Source organism: Plesiocystis pacifica SIR-1 (assembly GCF_000170895.1).
GTDB classification, from domain to species: Bacteria; Myxococcota_A; Polyangia; order Nannocystales; family Nannocystaceae; genus Plesiocystis; species Plesiocystis pacifica.
In genome coordinates this window covers 16012-36001 of sequence record NZ_ABCS01000017.1, presented here as the reverse complement: position 1 = coordinate 36001, position 19990 = coordinate 16012, and the positions used below count along the sequence as shown (strand labels likewise).

11 protein-coding genes are annotated in these 19990 nt (G+C 70.2%); 5 read left to right on the top strand and 6 right to left on the bottom strand.

Features of this window, described 5'->3' with window-relative positions; all coding sequences use genetic code 11:
- Positions 1-5: 5 nt before the first annotated feature.
- The 3 genes from PPSIR1_RS11080 to PPSIR1_RS11070 form a co-directional block, all read right to left on the bottom strand.
- Positions 6-4646, bottom strand: a complete 4641-nt coding sequence (locus PPSIR1_RS11080) for a Tc toxin subunit A-related protein (RefSeq protein ID WP_006971138.1) — start codon at positions 4644-4646, stop codon at positions 6-8.
- Between the two features lie 1290 nt (positions 4647-5936).
- Entirely contained in the window at positions 5937-8795 is a 2859-nt protein-coding gene (locus tag PPSIR1_RS11075; protein ID WP_006971136.1) for a Tc toxin subunit A, read from the bottom strand.
- A gap of 449 nt (positions 8796-9244) precedes the next feature.
- Positions 9245-9499, bottom strand: coding sequence for a helix-turn-helix domain-containing protein (locus PPSIR1_RS11070; protein WP_086001225.1), 255 nt, complete (start codon positions 9497-9499; stop codon positions 9245-9247).
- Positions 9500-9786: 287 nt separating this feature from the next.
- On the opposite strand from PPSIR1_RS11070, the gene PPSIR1_RS11065 reads away from it, so the two are divergent.
- The 3 genes from PPSIR1_RS11065 (at position 9787) to PPSIR1_RS11055 (ending at position 12225) form a co-directional block, all read left to right on the top strand.
- Positions 9787-10254 carry a hypothetical protein gene (locus PPSIR1_RS11065; protein WP_006971134.1) on the top strand — a complete coding sequence of 156 codons (468 nt, stop codon included), beginning with the start codon at positions 9787-9789 and terminating at the stop codon, positions 10252-10254.
- A 51-nt stretch (positions 10255-10305) separates the two neighbouring features.
- Positions 10306-10668, top strand: coding sequence for a tyrosine-type recombinase/integrase (locus tag PPSIR1_RS11060; protein ID WP_006971133.1), 363 nt, complete (start codon positions 10306-10308; stop codon positions 10666-10668).
- A gap of 84 nt (positions 10669-10752) precedes the next feature.
- Positions 10753-12225: a hypothetical protein gene (locus PPSIR1_RS11055; RefSeq protein WP_006971132.1), complete on the top strand. Its 1473-nt coding sequence runs from the start codon at positions 10753-10755 to the stop codon at positions 12223-12225.
- Positions 12226-12249: 24 nt separating this feature from the next.
- On the opposite strand, the gene uraH is transcribed toward PPSIR1_RS11055, so the two are convergent.
- From uraH to PPSIR1_RS11040, 3 genes are read right to left on the bottom strand one after another with little or no spacing between them, the layout of a single operon-like run.
- Complete coding sequence (uraH, locus tag PPSIR1_RS11050; protein ID WP_006971131.1) at positions 12250-12603, bottom strand: hydroxyisourate hydrolase; 354 nt, start codon at positions 12601-12603, stop codon at positions 12250-12252.
- A gap of 57 nt (positions 12604-12660) precedes the next feature.
- On the bottom strand, positions 12661-13395 hold the full coding sequence (locus tag PPSIR1_RS50735) for a TFIIB-type zinc ribbon-containing protein (RefSeq protein ID WP_006971130.1): 735 nt from the start codon (positions 13393-13395) through the stop codon (positions 12661-12663).
- Positions 13396-13437: 42 nt separating this feature from the next.
- Positions 13438-14784: an outer membrane beta-barrel protein gene (locus PPSIR1_RS11040; RefSeq protein ID WP_006971129.1), complete on the bottom strand. Its 1347-nt coding sequence runs from the start codon at positions 14782-14784 to the stop codon at positions 13438-13440.
- A 118-nt stretch (positions 14785-14902) separates the two neighbouring features.
- On the opposite strand from PPSIR1_RS11040, the gene PPSIR1_RS11035 reads away from it, so the two are divergent.
- Entirely contained in the window at positions 14903-16324 is a 1422-nt protein-coding gene (locus PPSIR1_RS11035; RefSeq protein WP_006971128.1) for an MBOAT family O-acyltransferase, read from the top strand.
- 15 nt (positions 16325-16339) lie between these two features.
- Positions 16340-19939 (top strand): hypothetical protein, encoded by a 3600-nt coding sequence (locus tag PPSIR1_RS11030; RefSeq protein WP_006971127.1) that lies wholly within the window; start codon positions 16340-16342, stop codon positions 19937-19939.
- Positions 19940-19990: the final 51 nt, after the last annotated feature.

Here is a 19990-nt window from a genome sequence, read left to right as displayed (position 1 = left end):
CTCGCTCAGGACTTGTGGACGTAGTGGACGATGAGCACGAGGCCGGCGATCTTGCTGCGATCGAGGCGCCCGCTGTCGTCTGGATCGGCGAGGCTGGCCGGGGCCGCGTTCTCGTCGACGCTGAGGGTGATGGGACCAAGCTCGACCGCGGGAGCGAGGTCGAGGCCCTTGCTAAGAACGAGGCCGTCGATGTCGAGGGTCGTTGCGCCGCCCGGGCTCAGGGTCACCGGCAGCGCGGCGGGGGTGGCCCCGTCTGTGAGCAGCAGCCCGACGCTCAGGCCCTCGACGTCCACGCCGCGCTGCTGCGCGAGGTAGTCGAGGTGCTCGAGAGTCAGCGGGATCGTCAACACCTGGGGCCCCTCGCCGGGCTCGGGCGCGCGGAGGAACTGCTCCCACTCGTTGGGGAAGGCGTCGTGGATGGCCAGCAGCTGCGCCCACGGCCCGGTGCTGGTCAGCGCGGTGGCGTTGTTGCTCTCGACGTCGCCGCGGAAGGTCGAGCCGCCGTCGCGGGCGGTGTAGTCGACGTGGATGACGACGTCCGAGATCGTCCGGTAGTCGAACTGCCGGACCTGCTGGGGCAGGGTCAGCTTCCAGGCGCTCGCGGCCCCGGCGTACTCGAAGGGCAGGTAGCGCTCGTCCCGGAAGTCGAGGTTGAACAGGCCGCCGTCGGCGACGGCCGTGCTCGTGGCGATCGCCTCGCCGCCGCCGTAGCCCGTGACGGTGTCGGCGAGCTGCGGGCTGACGCGGGTGCTGTGCTGCTCGAGCTCGAGGCGCGCGCCCAAGCTGGTGTAGGGACCGACGACGGCCGGGATGGTCACGCGCACCGCCCGGATCCGGCGCAGGTAGTGGCCGGGGTGGTCGAGGTCGAAGAGCAGCTCGGGCAGCTCGAAGCTGGCCTCGCCGGCCTCTTGCAGGTCTCGGAGCGCGGCGGGGTCGAGCTCGGCCAAGGACGCGCTCTTGCGCAGCTCGAACTCGCGGATGTCCCGATCCATGTAGGCCAGGTCGAGGCGCTCGAGGTCGTGGAGCAGGCGCTGCCCGGCGAGCAGGCCCTTGCGCAGGCTGTCCCAGTAGCCGTACTGGATGATCGCCTGGTCGTCGGTGATCGCCAGCTCGTGGCGATAGGCCCGCTCGGCGCGCTTGGCCAGGTCGAAGGCGAGCTGGTAGGTCTGGAAGTAGAGGGTCGAGAGCTGGCCCACCATCCAGTCGTAGAGCTCGCGGTTGGTGAACTTGTCCCGCATGGTCTGGTCGTACTCGCGGGACTGCTCGAGCTGGAGCTTGTGGTTGTCGAGCTCGCGCTCGGCCAGGGCGACGCGGATCTCGGCGGCGATTAGATCGCGCTCGAGGCGGGCGAGCTCCTTGTCGGCTTGGTCGCGCTGGAGGGTCCAGTCTTGCCTGCGGCGGTCGAAGCTGCCGTAGAGCTGGGCCTTGTTGGCGAGGTGGTCGAACCCCGCGGCGATGAGAGATTGGACGCCAGCTGCGGCTCCGACGATGTTGGACAGGTGGAGGCCACCAAACTCTGCCTTTGGGTCTGTCAGACTAGCCTCGATCTGGGGGATCGCCCCGAGGACAGAACCAAGCGCAGAGATTCCTCCGGCCATTTGCCGGTTCTCATACGCGTGGTTGGCCCACTTGAAGTGGGCGCGCTCGCGCTCGGACAGTCCACCTTCGATCAAGCTCGCGTAGTGAGCCTGTCGCTGCTCGACGGTCTCCTTGGCCGCGAGCAGCGAGCTCAGCTGCGTCCGCGCCTCCTCGAGCTGCTGCTCCCGAACCTCGAGCACCCGGTCGAGCAGCTCCAGCTCATGCCCCGAGCGCAGCCGGGCGAGGGCCTCCGCGTCGCGTTTTTCCAGCGCGGACAGCAGCTCCCCGCCGAGCGCCCGCAGCGAGCCCGCGAAGGCCACGGCGCGACCGTGGACCGAGCGGAAGCGGTAAGGCGGCAGCCCCGAGTCGAGCTCGGCGAGCACCGACTGGATGTCGACCCCGGCCGCGGTCGCGCGCACGAGCAAGCCCGGGTCGATCGGCGGCTGGAAGAGCGGGAGGCTGCGCGCGACGCCGCGGATGTTCTGGCAGTGGCGGATCTTCCACAGCCGGTCGTCCACGAGGTCCCAGTACTTCAGCAGCTCCGCGTTGGGCGGGTAGCAAAAGTGCCACGAGCGCGCGAGCACGGGGACGCGGGCCCAAGGTCCCGGCTCGATGTCTTCGTCACAGCCGAGCTTCTCGAGTGCCTGGGTGGGGAGGTGGATGTAGCTCTCGAGCTCGATGAGCGCGTTGGAGAAGGCGTCGAGCCCCGCGGCGTCGAGCTCCTCGAAGGTCTTCGCGTCGCTCTGTGGCCCGGGTACGGCCTGCGGCCGATCGCCCAGGAGCTGCGCGACGAGGATGTAGAGCACCGTGGCCTCGTTGATCGACTCAATGGTATCGCGCGCGAACAGTTGATCGGCCCAGGCGATCAGGTTGTCGAGGTACTTGCGCAGCAGCGCCCGCTGGTACACGCCCGGACGGATCCTCGCGATCGCGTGGGGATCGAAGGGGTTGTCCGCCCACACGCCGACTTGCTCGGTGAAGGCCTCGATCGCGGCGGCTTGCTGAGCCGCGTTGACACCCACGCCCGCCATGGCCTGGAACTGATCCACAGCCAGCTGCGCCGCCTGCTCGACGAAGGGCTTGATGCGCCAAAAGCCTGACGCGGGGCTCTCGCCCTCGCCGGGGGTCACGAGCTGGATCGGGTTGAAGACCTTGTGGTGCCAGCGCTGGGCCTCCTCGAAGCGCTGCTCGGCGGTCAGCTTGGCGGCGACGAGCATGGGCACGTGGAAGAAGAGCTCCCAGTTGTAGAGGCCGTAGGGGCTGTCGAAGCGGAAGTCGAAGTGCTCGAGGCTGTGCGCGAGGCTGGCCGGGTCGTCGACGAGCGCGGGGTTGAGGTCGAGCTCGTCGGCGGTGAAGGGGTCGAAGCTGCCCTGCTGACGGAACAGCGCGGAGCTGGGCGCGGGAGCGTAGAGGCCCGGCAGGCCCTGGCGCGCGAGGGTCTCGACCATGTCGCGGGCGTAGGGGTGGTAGAGGGGCTCGATGCCCAGGGTGAAGGCGGTCTGCGAGGCGGGGAAATTGTTTTGAAGGTCGCTCGGACCGACGCCCGCTTGGGGGATCGCGGTCGCTTGTTCCAAGAGGGTGCCGGCGTCGTAGGTGTTGGCGGGCTCGAGGCCCTCGACCTGACCCGGGACGACGCCGTTCCAGACCGTCAGCGTCGTGAGGCCGTCCTTGAGGGCCTGCGTCTTGGCTCGGGGCGGTCGCGCTGTGGGAGGCGTGACAGCTCGCGGAGGCGGGCATTCGCCGAGGTAGTCCGTGGCCACAGCCAGACCGAGAGCGCCTGGTGACGCACCTTCGAGGTCGTACACCGCTTGGGGCTCGAGCAGGTACTTGCGCTTGCGATCGTCGTAGACGACCGGCCGGAAGCGGTCGCCTGCTTCGGAGGTCCAAAGATCCGCCTGATGGACCATGGCAGGCTCGTCCTCGCTCGACGAGCGGTCGGCGAACAGCAGGGCGCGGAAGGTGCCTTGCTCAAAGTGCGTACCGCCCTCGATGACCTGGTCGCCTTGGACCTGGGCCCCCGGCTCGGAGGTGAACAAGGTGTTCAAGTAGCGCTGACCATCGAGCTCATAGCCGGGCTGGAGGCTGATGAGGGTGTTGTTCAGCAAAGAGGAGACGCTCTCGCCGACGTGAAAGCTCGAGTGCTCGAGGAGTGCTCCTCGGTAGCGAATGTCGCCGTCATGCAGGTCATGCGAGAACAACGCAGGCACAAACACCGTCGGGGACTCCTCGTGCTTCACGAGCAACGCGATGGCGAAGTGGTGATTGCCTTTCCACACCTGAAGCCGCTGATTCGGCAGGCCATAGCTGCTCGGCTTGCTCTCGTCGGATACGGTGACCTTGCCCCAGCCGTCCTCCGAGCGCTCGATGTGGCTGAGTCGGAAGGTCGTCTGCCCTTGTTGTTGACCCGACTGCTTCTCCGCCCAAAACAGATGCGCCCGCCGCTGCTCGACGACCAGCGCTACCGCGTCGCCGTCGATCTTGTGCGGCACCTCTTCCCAGGCCTGCCACGCGCCGCCGTTGCGCCGACGCCGGACGAACCAGTCGTAGGGCTTGCCCGCGCTGCGCCCGAGCACCCACAGCTCCCCCGTGGCCTCTTCCTCGTAGACGCTGACGATCTCCAGCCGCGACACCCGATCGAGCCGGTCGACGTAGCTCACCAGCGCCTTTTCGATCGGTTCGTCCTCGAGCACGCCCTGCATCAGCGTCGCCTCGAGGGTCTCGAACTCGGGCGTCTTGCCGCCGCGAAGCTCGGGCTCGAGCCAGTTCTCCGGGTAGAGGAAGACCTTCCGGTTCGCCTCCCAGACCCGGTAGTTCTTCATCCATTCCCAGCGCTCGATCGCGTCGTCTGCGAGCACGACAGTCTCGGCCTCGAGGTGCAAGAGCACGCGCTGGACGTAGATCTGCACCGCGCTGATCGCCTGCTTGATCCGCGAGGTCTGCATGCAGGCGCTCATCTCCACGTCGATGAGCAGGTGCTCGAACACGTCGTGGCGCGTGCGAGGGTGGAGCTGTGCCAGTACCGCGTCGACGAGGGCGTCTCGCTGCTGCTCGCGGATCGCGTCGCGCAAGGGCGCCGCGACCTTTGCCCAGCTGGCCTCGTCGTGCTTGGCGCGGGCGGCCGCTTGATCGCCGTGGCCTGGGCGACGTCGGGGGCTTGCGACGCCCAGCCGTCGAGGACGTCGACGCCCAGGCCCACGCGCGCCCCGGTCTCGGCGATCGTCCGCAGCCGCTGCAGCGCGCGCTCGTTCTCGAAGTCCGCGACCTGGCCGTAGCCCAAGCTGGTCGCGGCGGCCTCGAGCGCGTTCGCGTCCCAGCCGCACAGCTGCGCCAGGCGAGCCACGGCGGCTGAGAAGCTGGCCTCGCCGACGACGCTGGCGTGGGCCATGGGCTCACGCTTCCAGGCGCTTCGCAGGCCCAGGGCCTCGCGCAGCCGGTTCCAGGCGTCGAAGCTCGCCGCTGCGTCCCCGGTCTGTACTGGGAGGGCGTCGAGGTCCAGCCAGTCCCCGCGGCCCGAGTACCAGGTGACCTCGTCCGCGCCCAGCTCGAGCTGCTGGCACACCGCGGCCGCCTTGGCCAGGCGCAGCCAGGTGTTGGTGGGAGGCTCGGTGGTGGGAGGCTCGGCGCCCGTGGTGCGCATCAAGCTCACGCCCGCGAGGGTCGTCGTGCCCGGCTCGTGCAGCAGCCCAAAGGCCAGCTCGCTCGCCAGCGCGGCGGGGATCGACAAGCTCGCCGAGAGCGTGTCCACGACCAGGGCCCGGCGCCGCAGCACGCTGACGATTACGACCAGGAGCCACGCCCGGCGCGTGGGCACGTCGGCGCCGATGTAGCTGGGGCTCTGGTCGTCGAGCAGCGCAGCCTTGGCCGCGCCCGCGTCGAGGTCGAGGGCGGCGACGAACAAGGCGTCGATCGTCGCCTCGTCCTGGGAGCTGCCCTCGACGATCGCCAGCAGGTCGCTGCGCTGCTGCACGCTCGCGTCGGCGAAGAGCGCGTCGACGTTGGTGGCCAGCGCGGCGCCGTCGGGATCGACGAGCTGCTGACACTCCTCCTCGATGACCGCCAGGCCGCGCCCGAGCACCGCCAGGTCCAGCCCGATCTGCCCGAGGTCCACGCCCTCGCCGACGTCCCGCAGCAGCCAATCGAGCTCCGCGCTCGTCACGCCGCTCGCCCGCAAGCCGTCGACCATGGCGACGAAGCGCCGAGTCTCCGCGGACGACGCGAAGGGATCGCTCGCCAGCAACCCCGCGCTAACGCCTGCGAGGGTCACGAGCTTCTCGACGCTCAGCCGCAGCGCCTTCGCCAGCAACGCGCAGCGCAGCAACCCCGTCAGGTTGGCGAAGGTCAGCGCGTCGCCGGCAAGCTCAGAGTCGACGAGGCGCTGATAGTCCGCCTCGCTCAGCTGTAAGGCCGGCAGCACGACCTCGAGGTGCGCGCCCAAGTTGGTCTGGCCTTCCCCTTGGAGCGTCCCGTCGCCCACGGAGTTGAAGGAGTCGTGGACCTCCGCGCCTTTGGGTCGCACGCGGCGGTCGTAGAGCGCGCGGGCGTCTTCGTAGGCCCGCGCGTCGATGACCGTGGACCAAAAGCACGCCAGCTCGTCCCAGTCGAGGCGCAGCCGGGCCTTCAGCACGACGGCGTCCGCGAGGGTCGAGAGCGCCGCGCCGTCCAGGGAGCTGGCCGCAGGCGTCGACCAGCAGGACGTTGAGCATGCGCGCCGGGATCGCGCAGCGCCGCTGGAGTCGGGTGAAGCGATGCAGCCGATCGAGGAGCGCGGCGTCCAGGGAGCCGAGCGTCGCGTCGTCGAGGGAGCAGGTCTCGGCCCACTGGAGCTTCGCTGCCCCGTCGGGGTTGATGAAGTCGAGGGCCAGCAGCGCGCGGAGCTCATCGAGGGTATAGCCGCCCAGTCGCAGGAGCTCGCCCACGTCGCTGCTCAGGTCGGTGACCCAACTGTCGGTGGCTGCGCCCGCGCTAAAGCCCCAATACTCGCGGCCGTCCGCGGACGCGTTGCCGGCGTAAGTCCCCGCGACGATCTCGGTCTCGAGCGCGCTAAGACCCAAGCGTTCGCCAGCCCGGGCCCGCGTTGCGGCCTCGTCGGGGGCGACCTTCTCGAAGCGCTCGAGCAGCGAGTGGCGCTCGACCCCGAGGTGCTTCAGGTAGACCCGCGCTTCGACCGTCGGCAGCGAAAAGGGCAGGCTCCACGGGTGGACCGCCGTCGCCACCACGGCCGCGCCGTCGTAGGCCGACGCGTCGAGGTGCTCGGGGTGGGCCCGCAGCTCCTCCTGCGTCCAGGTGGTCTGGTGCCACGGGCTCCACGGGCTCGGAGCTTGGCTCAGCGTCGCCTCGAGCAGCTCGTTGACCAGGTCGATATGGGGGAGCGGGGTGTGGGTGTTCGCGCAGTCCAGGAGGATGCGCGCGATGTCGGGCCGCCGCGCGCTGAGGGCCTCGAGGGCGTTGTCGACGGGGGCCGTTGCCTCGGCGGGGCGACCCTTCAAGAAGTGGAGCAGATCCGCCAGGTACGCGGCGGGGCTGAACACCGAGCGGCAGTGCTCGCAGGCGCAGTAGTCGAGCTCGCCGAGGATCGTGCTCAGCTCCGCGAGGCCGGAGGTCGACTCCGCGAAGGCGTCGCTCCCCGCCATGGTCACCGGCGCAAAGTCGGCCTGGCTGTTGGCGAGGGCCAGCTGCGAGGCCGCGCCGATCGTGAGCGCGTGGATCTTCGTCGCGTTGTCCCAGATCTTGGCGGCCAGCGACGACGGATCGTGGAGCTCACCCGGGAGGCCCGCGGCGAACTGGCCGATGAACTCCTCGCGGGTGTAGCCGACGACGTCTGCCGCCGCGGAGACGCCCTGGTCGAGGAGCGCCTTGGTGGTCGCGTAGCGCTCCATCCGAGGCGCCAAGCGGAACACTCGCTGCAAGCGCGCGACGTTGGCTCGGGCCGCGTCCTGATCGGCCGGGGCGATGTTGGGCCAAGGGTCGCTGCTCTCGGCCAGGTGCACCGAGAGGGTCGAGCGCAGCAGGTCGAAGCTGGCGTTGTCTCCCAGGAAGGTCGCCACGTGCTCGGACGAGGCCGGAGCCGCGCTTGCCCCCGCGTCGCGCACGAGGCTGTGACGAACAAAGGCGGTCGGATAGCGGTCCTCCACTGCGCGCGCGAGGCTCTTGGCGTAGCGCTGCCGCTGCTCGGTGGCGTCGCTTCCCGGCAGGTCTGCGGGCAAGCTCACCGCGCGGTTGACCAGGAAGCTGTCCCAGTCGCTCGACGACCACGCCGCGAGCTCCACGGTCGTCGAGAAGGTCCCCGCGACGCGCTCGGCCTGGAGCCCGGCGAGGGTCGGGACGTGGTTGGCGACCAGCGACGCCGCCCGGATCGTGAACTGAAAGCTCGCTGCTCGACCCGCGTCGAGGGTCTGCTCCAGGCCCGTCCAGAAGCTGGCCGAGTCTCCGGTGTGGGTCTGCCAGGCCTCGTGGAAGGTGCGCTGGTCCGCCTCGCTCAGCCCCGCCGTGTCGAACAAGGCGCGATGATTCGTCCCCGCGTTCGCGTCGAGGGCCGCGTCGACGAGGAGCTCGCGCATCGCGTCGACCTCCCGCGCGACCTCGGTCGTCTGCGCGGACTCGGAGCCGTCTCCAGGCAGATCGATGACCTGTCGCGTCCACGCCCCGCGCAGCGCCGACTCCCACGCAGCCTCGCCAGCGCGCAGCATGCCGGGCATGTCCGCCGGGAGCCCGGCGCGCATGAACGCGTAGCAGCTCGCCGCTCGGACCGTGCGTCCGTCGGCGAGCCGGTGCGCTTGGATCACCTGACCCAGGCGCACCGGGGAGACATCCGCCCGCTTGGACAGCCACTCGATGCGATCTGCGGGGACGCTCTCGAGCCCGGTCCCGCCCAAGAGCGGGGCGAGCTTGGCCAACAGGCGGGTCCACTCGCTCTGGCCCACGTATGCGCCTTCGCCGAGGACCAGGTCGATCGTCGCCGAGTCCTCGAGGTCGCACAGCGGGCTTGACTGGGCCGTCTCGTCGCCGTCATCCGCCACCACGAACAAGTCCCAGGGGGAGGCAGGAGCCTCGGCCTCCGTCCACTCGATCGTGTATCTACCGTCGGTGTCCGTGGTGGCAGGAGAACCCACCGAGCGATCGGTGGTGAGGTCAAAGCGCTCGAAGAGGGAGATGGTCGCGGCGACGACGGGCGAGCCGTCCTGCGCGACCACACGGCCGGAGATCGTGTAGCTGGGCATGATTGTCGGCGAGTCGGGGGAGACTCGATGCTTGGGTGTGCAAGCTAGCAATGAAGATCAGAAATGCACGTGGAATATGAAGTGCCTCGGACGGTGACTCTTACGCTACTGCTGGAATTTTTCGTTCACGCTTCAGTCCTGGATTCAGCTGAGTGCCGAACTCTGAAAATTCCGTTCCCTTTTGGTTCGCGACATCGAAAAATGACGATCAGGCTGTGAGCATACCGGTAGAGTCTCAGCGCCGCTCTCAGCGGGCTCGAGTGATGGTCAGGCGCGAGTGAGACTCGTGCGCTTTGGTCGCAGCGGTATCTTGAATGTCATGACGTCGAGAGACCGGCGTCAGTACGTCCCATACTGAAACGATTCACGATTGCCCACCCGAATAACCTCACCAGTCATATGGCAGGGAGGAGCGGAAAGGTCGTAAAGGAGAGTCGGGTCGAGCAGCTTCAGCTGTGCAGCTCGTCGCGCTGAGGCTCGGGCTCGAGGAACAAGGTCGACAGCGGGACACCCACCCCGGCAGCGAGTCGGCAGAGCCAGTCGAGGTCTGGGTCAATCTCTCCGGCCATCACCGCGAACAACTCTCGACGATTAATGCCAGCTCGATCCGCGACGACCGTCAACGGGATCCCGCCGAGCTGGGTCAGTCGACGGAGGTTCTCGGTCAAGAGATCGTGGGCGCTCAGTTCATCGACGTTCGCCATGCACGGACAGTACCGCGGCGGCGCCCGGTGACTACCGAAGCGGTCGCTGGGGGCGTTGTGGCCTCTCTCCTCCCTGCTGGACCACACCATCCCAAGGGAGGGCGTCAAGCCGAAAGCACATCTTCTGGTCGAAACCCGGCACATCGGATGGGGCGGGAGATAGGCAACACTCCATACCCGTTCATCGAATTTTCAGGCCTGTTGAAACTTCCAGCTCCTTCGCCTGATGAAACTAAGAAGTGGCGACGCATCACTTGGCTTCGATCCTCGCGCCTTTCCTCGATCAAGTGGAGCGCCGCGCGGTCGTTCAGGCTCTGCGGGCCCACCCAAGCTGGACGCTGGGGCAGCTGCTCGAGCACATCGAGGGCGAGGGGCGCTACGCCCCGGTCTTGCGCGACTTGCAGCTCGGGGAGTTTGTCCTCGCGGATCCTGTCGTCATCCTGCGCGGTCGTCCACCTGCGCGAGCTCCGGTGAGCCGCGCCGACGCTGCTCGCCTCGAAGCAGCCACCCACGCCGTCGGCCCCGACTTCGACGCCTTCGTGCGCGAGGTCCTCGAAGAGGCCCGGGCTGGGGTCCACGCGGAGAACAGCCGAGAGGGCTGGGTAGGCTCGGGCTTGTTGCGCGACCTCGTGGGCGGGCCGCGCTGGAAGCTCCAGGCCGCGCTCGCTCGGCTCATCGAATCCGGCGTGGTCGAGCGCGTCGGTCGGACCAGCTCGACGCGCTACCGTCTCCGGCAGGGGGGGCGTGTCCAGTGAGCCGGTCGAGGGCCCGCTTTGGTGCGTATGTCCGCTCGTTGAGACAGGCGCGTGCTGTACCGGGGAACCGAGGGGCGGGAGATCCCGACCTCGCGACAGACGGGGCGGACGATGTTGGAGAAGGCCCAGGACGCCGCGAACTTGCGCCGTCGAGGGCCGCATACGCTGCGGCACACCTTCTGTAGTCACCTCGCCATGCGCGGGGCGGCAGCTCGGGTGATCCAGCAGCTCGCGGGGCACGCGTCGCTGGTGACGACGCAGCGCTACATGCACCTGTCCCCGGGAGCGACCGAGGCCGCGATCGCGCTGCTCGAGCAGCCGGCCCCGGTCTTGAAGCCGGCTGAGCCCAAGGCCGGGCCCCGGCTTGGAGACATTCGGGAGACGGAGGGGCACCAGCCCCCTCACACCCCGTAGACGAACCTTTTGACCCCTCAAACCACGGGCGCCTCGGACCGGGGGGCTTCGCCCGTCTTCAATTGGGCGCGGTACTCTCGAGGCGTGCAGCTCGCGCGGGTCGTCCTCTGCCTCATGCTCGCGCCGGGCCTCGCTTGCGTCGGGCAGGGGGCGGGGCGGGGCGACGCGCTCGGGCAGGACGGCGGAGGCAGCGAGGGGGCGGACTCGTCGTCTTCTTCCTCCACGTCTTTGGGTTCGGGGGACAGCGAGTCGGAGTCGGAGTCGGAGTCGTCGAGCTCGGAGGGCGCCGAGACGTCCACCGAGGGCGAGTCTGAGAGCACCGACGCGGAGGAGACGGACACGGCCTCGGAGCTCGTGCCCGAGCAGCTCACGGCGCTGCTGAGCGATCAAAACCGCCGCTATGAGGGCGTCATGTTTGGTGGCTGGGGCCCACACTTGCGGGGGCTGATGCGCGCTCCCGACGACACGCTGTGGTTCACCGTCGACGCGGGGGAGGACGTTCAGCACAACCGCGAGGTGCTCTACTACCGCGAAGACCCCGAGGGCTGGACGCAGGTCGCGGCCCAGGACCACGGCGATCGCGTGCAGCAAAACTCGGCGAGCGTGCTGCGCGGGACGACGATCTTCACCTACTCGGTCAACGTCGACCAGCACGCGCTGGAGGAGTGCTACTTCGACACGGCGGATCCCGAGCTCGACGACTTCGCCTGCAATGCGATCTCGATTGGTGGCCCCTACGCGACGCCGCCGTCCTCGAATTACGTCGGCGCCGCGCTGTCCCCGACGGGCGCCAAGCTGGTGTGGTTCACCGTGGTCGGGCCCAATGGCCTGCCGGGTGAGTGGATCTACACCGTGGACTTTGGCGATGGCTGGAACGGCCCTTTCGTGCTCGAGCTGTCCGAGTACAATGACTTCGCCTACGTGCACGCCGCCTTCGCGGGGCCCAACTCCGTCGTCGCGGTGGGCCAGGGCTACACGGGGGCCTACCCCGACGGCCAGCTCCACGCGAGCGTGGCCGAGTTCGAGTTCGGCGAGCTGCCGGCGCTCCACGAGCTGCGCAGCGCCGACGAGGCCTTCGAGATCGTGTCGAGCAACGACGTGTGGGTGGACCCCCGCAGCGGGGACGCGCACGTGCTCGCGCGGACCTCCCACGGGGCGGCGGCCTACTTCCATCGCCCGGCGGGGGCGTCGTGGGCCGACCACGACACGCCCGCCTCGATCGTGCCGGACACCTACCGGGCGCGCTGGCTCGCGCCGGCCGGGGGTCCCCTGGTCCTGGTCCGCGGCAGCGCCGGGGCAGGCGGAGGCGTCGATCTGCGCGCGGTCGAGATCGACGCCCTCGACGGGCCCGTCGACTGGGCGTCCGCGGACAGCCTGGACATCGAGCTCCCCGACGGCGGCCAGGGCTTCGGCTCTCCCTCCGCGCTCTTCGTCGAGTCGGCGGCCTACCACGACCAGCTCCTGGGGGGCGCCGGCTCCTTCGTGGAGTTCGCCACTTGCGGCCAGTACCCCGAGCGAGACGTCGAGATCTGGCACACCCGCGTGGCCTGGCCCTGAATCTGCTGCGATGGTCAGCAGCGGTCAGCGCCCGCAGTGGGTCGAGTAGCCGAAGGGGCTCACGGCCAGCGGGACGCCGTAGTGGCCGTTGGCGTCGGTCACCTGGACCACGACGTCGATCCACGGGTGCAGGCACCCGGTGATGCCCTTGGCTCGAAAGTAGTCGGCGGTCTCGAAGCGGACCCGGTAGACCCCGACCTCGAGGTTGCCCGGGGCGAGCAGGCCGTGGACGCGACCCTCGGAGTCGGTGCGGTTGCGGCCGATGACCTCCCAGCGGCTGCGGGCTTGCTTGGACAGGGTGACGGACAGGCCCTTGGCGGGGCCGCCGTGGGTCATGTCCATGACGCTGGCGGTGATCGGATCGGTCGCCTCGGACATGTCGGAACCATCATCGCAGAGTCGGAGGGGCGATGGCGCTCTCGCGCGCGAGCGGAGCTAGTGACCTGGTGGTTTTCCCCAGCCGCCGGGCGCTTGGGGGGCTCCGGGCGGCGGGGCGCCGGGCGGCGGGGCGCCGGGGTTCCAGTTGGGGGGCGGGGCGTAGCCGTGGCCGGGGGCGTCGTGGGGCGCTGGCGCGTGGCCGTGCGCCTGGGGAGCGGGCGGCCCCGACCACTGCGTCTGGGCCCAGGGGCCGGCCTGGGCCGGGGCTTGCCAGCGCTGCTCCTCGGCCCGGGGGGCGTGGGTCTCGACGGTGCTGCCGCAGTAGGGGCAGCTGAGCAGCTCACCGTCGAACACGATCTGGTGGCCGATCGAGGCGCCGCAGCTCTGGCAGCGCTCGGCGACGCGGGCCTGCTTCTGGACGCGATCGAGGCGCATGTACCGGCCGGTGGCGCGGTGCATGAACAGCGGCAGGTGGAAGCGGGCGATGTCGCGGCTCAGGGCGATCTCGGCGACGCCTGGCGCCTTGCCGATGTGGGCGGCGAGCTCGTCGATGGTGAACGCGTCCCGGGTGCGGATGAAGCTGACCATCATCTGCTGCTCGAGGTCCTCGCGGGCCCGCTTGCGCCCGAGGTACATGAACACCGCGCCGGGGATGCCGAGGAAGCTGGCGAACACGAGGAAGGTGATCGCCACGCTCGACTCGTTGTCGGCGAAGGCCAGGGGGGAGCAGGCCGCGCTCATCGCCGCGAGCACGAGGAAAAACCACCCGAAGCCTTTGAGGGTCTTGGCCACGGCTCGATGCTACCCCAGGCGAGCCTGCCCCATGTCCACGACTTAATCGCGGGGTCGGCCGAACCAAAAGTCCCAGCGCCCAGCTAGAGCCATGAATACGGTGTGCTGGCTGATGGCCAGGGGGCTGTCCTGGGGCGCGATCGCGGTCTCGCGGAAGAAGAAGCCGTCCGCCGCCGTGCTGTGGTCGTAGCGGTATTCGAAGCGCAAGAGCAGGTGCTCCCACAGCCACAGGTTGCCCGTCGCGGTCCCCGAGAGCAGCCACTGGTCGACGCCGTAAAAGCGCCCGTCTCGGTCCCACGAGGCCTCGGGGCGCAGGGCGAAGTTCAGCCGGGCGACGCCCTCGCGCTCGTAGGCGGTGGCGCTGAAGAACAGGGCGCCGCCGGTGTACATCGACTGATCGTCGCGGGCGCGGCCGGGGCGATCGAAGGCCAGGTCCCACACCCCGGCGAGGTGGAAGCGCTCGCCGAAGTCGAAGCTCAGGTAGGTGTCCCAGTAGACGAGCCAGTCCTCGGGCTCGAGGGAGGGGCCCTCGGGTCCAAAGTAGACCCCCGTGCCCGCGTCGACGCCGGTGCGCTTGCTGGCGGCGGGCCCGAGCGCGGGGTCGGGGTCGGGGCGCGACCAGCTCAGGGTCAGCACGCCGCTGGGCACGTTGTTGACGTCGGAGAAGGCCTGGAAGCCGTTGACGACCCAGGCGTCGACGTGGAAGTTGGCGGGCAGGTCCTGGCCAAAGCGCGCGCCCGAGAGGTAGTAGGGGACGATGTTGCTCTCCCAGCTGGTCGTGTAGTTGGCGTTGTTGATCGTCCAGAACGAGCCGATGCCCAGGGGCCCCTCGAACACGCCCGCGCCGAAGGAGGTGCCGGTCCGGCGCACGCGAAAGCCCGCGTTGGCCAGGGCGATGTGCTTGTAGACTTCCCGGCCCGCGAAGGCCCCGTCCTCGCCGCCGGCCACGGGCTCGCCCGCGGTCAGGGCGTCGACGGAGGCGCCCGCGTGCAGGCCGACCTCGAGCCACCACGGCTGGCGCTCGGTCAGGGGGTGGCGCAGGAAGGCCCCGATGGCGTTGACGCCCAGCTCGGTCAGCCGGGGGTTGGTGACCATGCCGCGGTAGACGTGGTTGTCGGCCCAGTTCGAGCTGAACGCGTAGGCGACGTCGACGAAGCCGGTGGCTTGCCAGGTGGGGTCGCCCGGGGGCTCGGGGGCGGGCTCGCTGTCTGCGGTGTCGGCCTCGACCTCGACCTCGACCTCGGTTTCGACCTCGACCTCGACCTCGACCTCGGTTTCGGGTTCGACGGGTCGGGGCGGCGGTACGCTGAGCTGCTCGGCGGGTGCCCCTGCGTCCGCGGGCTCCGGCGGCGGGGCGAAGACGAGGGCGAGGACGAGGGCGGGGGCCACGGCTTTTCGTAGCACGAAGCGCAGGCACGCGGGGGCAGAGCCCGCGGACGCAGCGATACCCGTGGTATGAGCGCAGGCGCACTCGAGCCCCTGCGCTCTTTGTCCTCACCCGAGCCCCGTGACCTTCGACTCCATCGAGTTCATGCTTCTGCTGGCCCTCGTGGTCCCGGCGGTGTGGCTGTTGCCGGGCAAGGGGCGGGCGGGGCTGCTGCTCCTGGCCAGCATGGTGTTCTACGCGGCGTGGAGCGTCCCGATGACGGGGCTGATCCTCATCTCGGGGATGACCGACTACGCCATCGGCCTGGGCCTCGAGCGCTTCGACGGCAGCGAGGGCGAGGAGCGGGCGGGGGCCCGCAAGCTATTGTTGGCCATTAGCTTGATCGTCAACCTCGGCATCCTCGGCTACTTCAAGTACCAGGGCTTTTTCCTCGACAACCTCGCGGCCGCGGGCCTGGTCGAGCCCGGCAGCTGGGTCGAGGTCGTGCTGCCCCCGGGCATCAGCTTCTATACCTTCCAGACCATGAGCTACAGCATCGACGTCTACCGTCGAGAGCTGAAGGCCGAGCGCTCGCCCCTGCGCTTCCTGCTCTACGTCAGCTTCTTCCCCCAGCTGATCGCCGGTCCCATCGAGCGAGCCGGGCGGCTGCTGCCGCAGATCGCCGCCCTCGAGCGCCGCCGGGCCACGGCCGAAGACCTCGCCGTGGGCACCCGGCTGATCGTGTTCGGCCTGTTCAAGAAGGTAGTGATCGCCGACTACCTGGCCCTGGCCGTGGACCCGGTGTTCGCCGACCCGCAGGGGGCCAGCGGGGGGGCGGCTCTGGCCGCGCTCTACTGCTTCACGCTCCAGATCTACTTCGACTTCTCGGCCTACTCGGAGATCGCCAAGGGCGCGGCGCGCCTCGTCGGTGTCGAGCTGGTGTGGAACTTCGACCAGCCCTACCTGGCCGCGAACGCCTCGGACTTTTGGCGGCGCTGGCACATCTCGCTCTCGGAGTGGTTCCGCGACTACGTCTACAAGCCCCTCGGGGGCAGCCGCGCGGGCAAGTCCCGGGTGCTCTTCAACCTCGGCGCGACCATGTTCTTGTCGGGGCTGTGGCACGGCGCGGCCTGGAACTTCGTGCTCTGGGGCCTGTTCCACGGCGCCCTGTTGCTGGGCTACCACCAGTCTCGGGACCGCCGCTCGGTGGTCGCCCTGCGCGAGCGCTACCCCCGGCTGATGGCCGCGCTGGCCTGGGCGCTGACCTTGCACCTGGTGATCCTCGGCTGGCTGCTGTTTCGCATCGAGGCGGCCGCCGACGCCGGGACCTTGCTGCGCGCCATGGCCCGGATCCCCGCCGAGGGCATGGCCCGCGTCGAGGTCGCGCTGGTGTGCTTCTTCTACGCCGTGCTGGCCGCGTCCTTCCTCGCCCGGGAGGGCGAGGCGATGGAGCGCCTGCACCAGTCCACGGGGCTGTCGATCGTGGTCTACGCGGCCATGGCCGTGGCCGCCCTGCTCCTGGCCCGGGACGTCGCGCCGCAGTTCATCTACTTTCAGTTCTGACTTCTCTCTTGGCTCATGCAGGACGCACGCGACACCACGGACGCCGACGCGCCGGCCGACCCCAAGCTGGTCGCCCCCTGGCCGCGGCAGCTGCTCGTGGGCCTGGTCGCGCTGGTGCTGTTCGCCGAGCTGCTGCTGACCGGCAGCGCGGGGCCGGCCGTCGAGGCGCCGCGCCTCGACTCGGCCGAGGACGTCCGCGGGCGCATCGCGGCGCTGAGCGAAGCCGACGCCAGCCGGCGGTGGTTGTTGCTCGGCGACTCGGTGCTGGTCGGCGACACCGGCCAGCGCGAGCTGGCGACCTGGGACGAGCACCGCATCCTCGACTACCTGCGCCGCGAGGCCGCGCTCACCGAGGACGTGGCCTTCGATCAGGTCGCCCTCGACGGCATGTTGCCGGTAGACATGCTCGCCGTGGTCGAGGCCCTCGACGCGCGCGACCCCGGGGGCGAGGTCGGCCTGGTCGTCGAGCTCTCGCCGCGGCACTTCTCGCCCAGCTACGCCGAGCAGCGCGCGTTCAGCCGGCCCTTCCTGGCGGAGCTGTCGAGCGGTGAAGGAGCGGGCGAAGCAGGGGAGGGCGGGCTCCTGGAGACGATCGGGCGTAGCCGCGACCGGGCCCTGAGCGCGCTGCGTCCGTGGATCCCCGTGTACCGTCACCGCGAGCGCTTCGCGTGGGCCCGGGCCGGGCTCGAGCCCTCGGTCGAGGCGGAGGCCGAGGCCAGCGAGGCGGGCGAGGGCGAGGTCGATCGCCTCGAGGCCCTCGCGCGCCTGGGCGTGCACTACGGCGACCTGGCCGTCGAGGCGGAGGCCGAGCAGGCCGCGGCCGTCCGGGCCATCGCCGATCGCTGCCGGGCCCGCGGTCGTCACCTGGTGTTCGTGGCCACCCCCGTCGAGGACGCGTTTTGGGCCGCGCACCTGAGCGAGGCCGAGCAGGGGGCCTACCTCGCGGCCGTGGACGCCCTCGTCGACGTCGACGGCGAGGGCGTGGAGCTGCTGCCCTTCGACCACCCGATGTTCGCCTCGGAGCTGTTTTGGGACCACGTGCACCTGCGCCCCGAGGGCAACCGGCTGTGGGCGACCAACCTCCTGCACCAGCTCGGCGTGGGCCTCGAGCGCAGCCCGGATCCGCGCAGCCTGATCGCGCGGGACGGGGGCAGCACCAGCTTGGTCGCGCGCATCGAGACGGGCTACGCCGACGGGGCGGCGTGGCAGGCTCGCTTTCGAGGGGTCCGCGGCCTGGCGGTGGCGCCGGAGGGCCGGTGGGTGGTGATCGCCGACGCGGAGAACCACGTCCTGCGCGAGCTCCGGGGCGACCTGCGGGTGGTCCGGACCCTCGCCGGCGAGCCCGAGGTGTCCGCGCGGGCGCGGGCCCGGGAGCGCCTCCTCGAGGGGCATGAGGGGAACGAGGCGCTCGAGCCCGAGCCTCCCCTGGGCATGGGCCCGCTCCTGCACCGGCCCGCGGCGCCGGCGATCCTCGGGGACGCCGCCTACTTCGGCGACGACGACGGTCGAGTCCTGCGCCGGGTGGTCGACGGCCGCCTCGAGACCCTGCTCCGCTTGCCCGGAGGCGTGCGCGCCCGCTCGATGAAGGCCCACGACGGGCGCTTGTTCGCGCTGGGCTCCCGGGGCCAGCGGCAGCAGCTCATCGCCATCGAGGTCGAGGGGCTCGAGGCCCTCGAGCCCGCGGCCGACGCGAGCGCGAAGGTCCGGCCGCGCCCGGGCGCGACGCAGGTCCTGCTCCAGACGGACTCCAGCGCGCCCTTGAGCGCCTTCGCCCTGTCGCCCACGGGGGACCTCTACCTCGCCGGCAAGGACGGTCGAATCTGGCGCCTTCCCCAGGGCGCGAGCCGGACCGAGCGCCTCGACCTCGCCGCGGCCGTGCGCGCCTTCGAGGCCGAGCTCGCCAGCCCCCTCGAGCTCGTCTACGCGAACACGGCCGACCGGGTGTTCCCCCAGATCAAGGGCAAGCACTTCCCCTTCAGCGTCGACGAGGTCCACCTGAGCCAGGTGGTCGAGCTGATCTACGTCGAGCGCTACGGCGGCTTGTTGATCCAGGACCGCACCCCGCACCGGCAAAAGGGCAAGTACGCCAACCCGATCACCGAGCGCGTGCACCTGCGCTACCTCGACCTCGACGAGGGCTTGATCTACCCCTGGCTCGAGCCGCGGGTGGCGGCGACGGGCTACTACCACCACAACAAGGGCACGCTGGGCTACTCGAGCGCCTTCCACGAGGGCTTCATGGCCCTCGATCCGAGCTCGGCCTCGCTCTACTACCTCGAGAGCGGCCGCTCTCGGCTGGTCCGCATGGGCGACGGGCTGCTCGGCGTGGCGAAGATCAGCAGCGTGGACACGGGCAAGCCCCGGGACCTGTTCGGGGTCTCGGCGGGCGAGCGGACCTTCGCCCGCTTCTCCCCCGATCGCTTCGTCGACGCGGGGGCCGAGCCGGTCCCGCGCGAGGGCCCCTACCAGGTCCTGATGCTCGGCTCCTCGATGCTGGCCATGGCCGACATCGACACCCAGTACTCCATGGGCCGGCGCCTGGCCGAGCGCCTCGAGCACGTGCTCTCGACCCGCGATCGCGTCGCCCTCGACACCTACATGCGCACCTTCCCCGGGGGCGTGGCGACCAAGCAGGTCGAGTTCGCGACCAACTTCTACGACGCGGGCGGGCGCCCGGACGTGCTCGTGTTCGAGACGAACAGCTCGATCTTCCTGGCCGAGGACGCGACCGAGGCGCAGATGCAGGCCGTCCTCGACGACATGGTCGCCCTCGCGGCGCGCTGGGACAGCTTGCTGCTGATCCTCGACACCGCGCCCTACATGATCCGCAACCGCGACGGGCTCCGGCCGGTGCTGCCTAGGATCCAGCGCTTCCACGCCCTCGCGCGGGCCCGGGGGGTCGAGGTCGTCGAGGTCGGCGACGCCATCCTCGATCGTCACCTCGAGGTCGTGCCCTTCTCCAACGCCTCGGTCCTGGGCGTCCACCCGGCGGCCTGGGCCCTCGACGCCGTCGGCGATCAGCTCGCGGCCACGATCGCGCCGAAGGTCCGCGCGCACCTGCGCGACACCGAGGACGGGAGCCTGCGGACGCCGGCCTGGCGCCTCGACGCGCCGCCCGTGGCGGTCGAGGCGGGGACGCGGCTGCTCGAGGCCTTCTCGCTGCCGCCCGGGGTCGAGCCGGAGCAGTGGGGGCCGCGGCTGCCGAGCTTGCCCGAGGGGACCGTGCAGACCGAGCTGTCGGCGGGGCGGCTGCGGGCCTTCGTCGATCTGGGTCAGCTCGAGCGCGCGGGCTACGAAGGGGCGCTCGAGGGCGCCGACGCCCACGCGCGCGTCGCCGTGGCGGTGATCTACGAGCACGCCTACCGGCGCCGCGACGGGGCCGTGACGGCGCAGATCGAGATCGGGCGCTTCTCGGGCTACGACGAGTACGGCCTCGGGGTCCGCGAGGGGGCGAAGGTGGTCTACGCCGTCGACTGGGACCACGACGCCCTGGCGACGGCGCTGGCGGCCATGGTCGCTCACGACGGCCCCTTCGATGCCCTGGCGAAGCCACAGCCGGAGCCCGAGTCAGGCGAGACGGGCGCAGACGAGACGGACACGGGCGAGGCGGGCTGAGGCTGTGACCTGGGCCACCACCGCTCGCGGGGGCGGTGCTCTAGCGTCCCG

What these genes read in the sequence shown, in the direction of transcription:
- PPSIR1_RS11075 (WP_006971136.1), bottom strand. Translation starts at nt 8,795, where the DNA reads ATGCCCAGCTACACGATCTCCGGCCGTGTGGTCGCGCAGGACGGCTCG.
- PPSIR1_RS11070 (WP_086001225.1), bottom strand. Translation starts at nt 9,499, where the DNA reads ATGGCGAACGTCGATGAACTGAGCGCCCACGATCTCTTGACCGAGAAC.
- uraH (WP_006971131.1), bottom strand. Translation starts at nt 12,603, where the DNA reads ATGTCCGAGGCGACCGATCCGATCACCGCCAGCGTCATGGACATGACC.
- PPSIR1_RS11030 (WP_006971127.1), top strand. Translation starts at nt 16,340, where the DNA reads ATGCAGGACGCACGCGACACCACGGACGCCGACGCGCCGGCCGACCCC.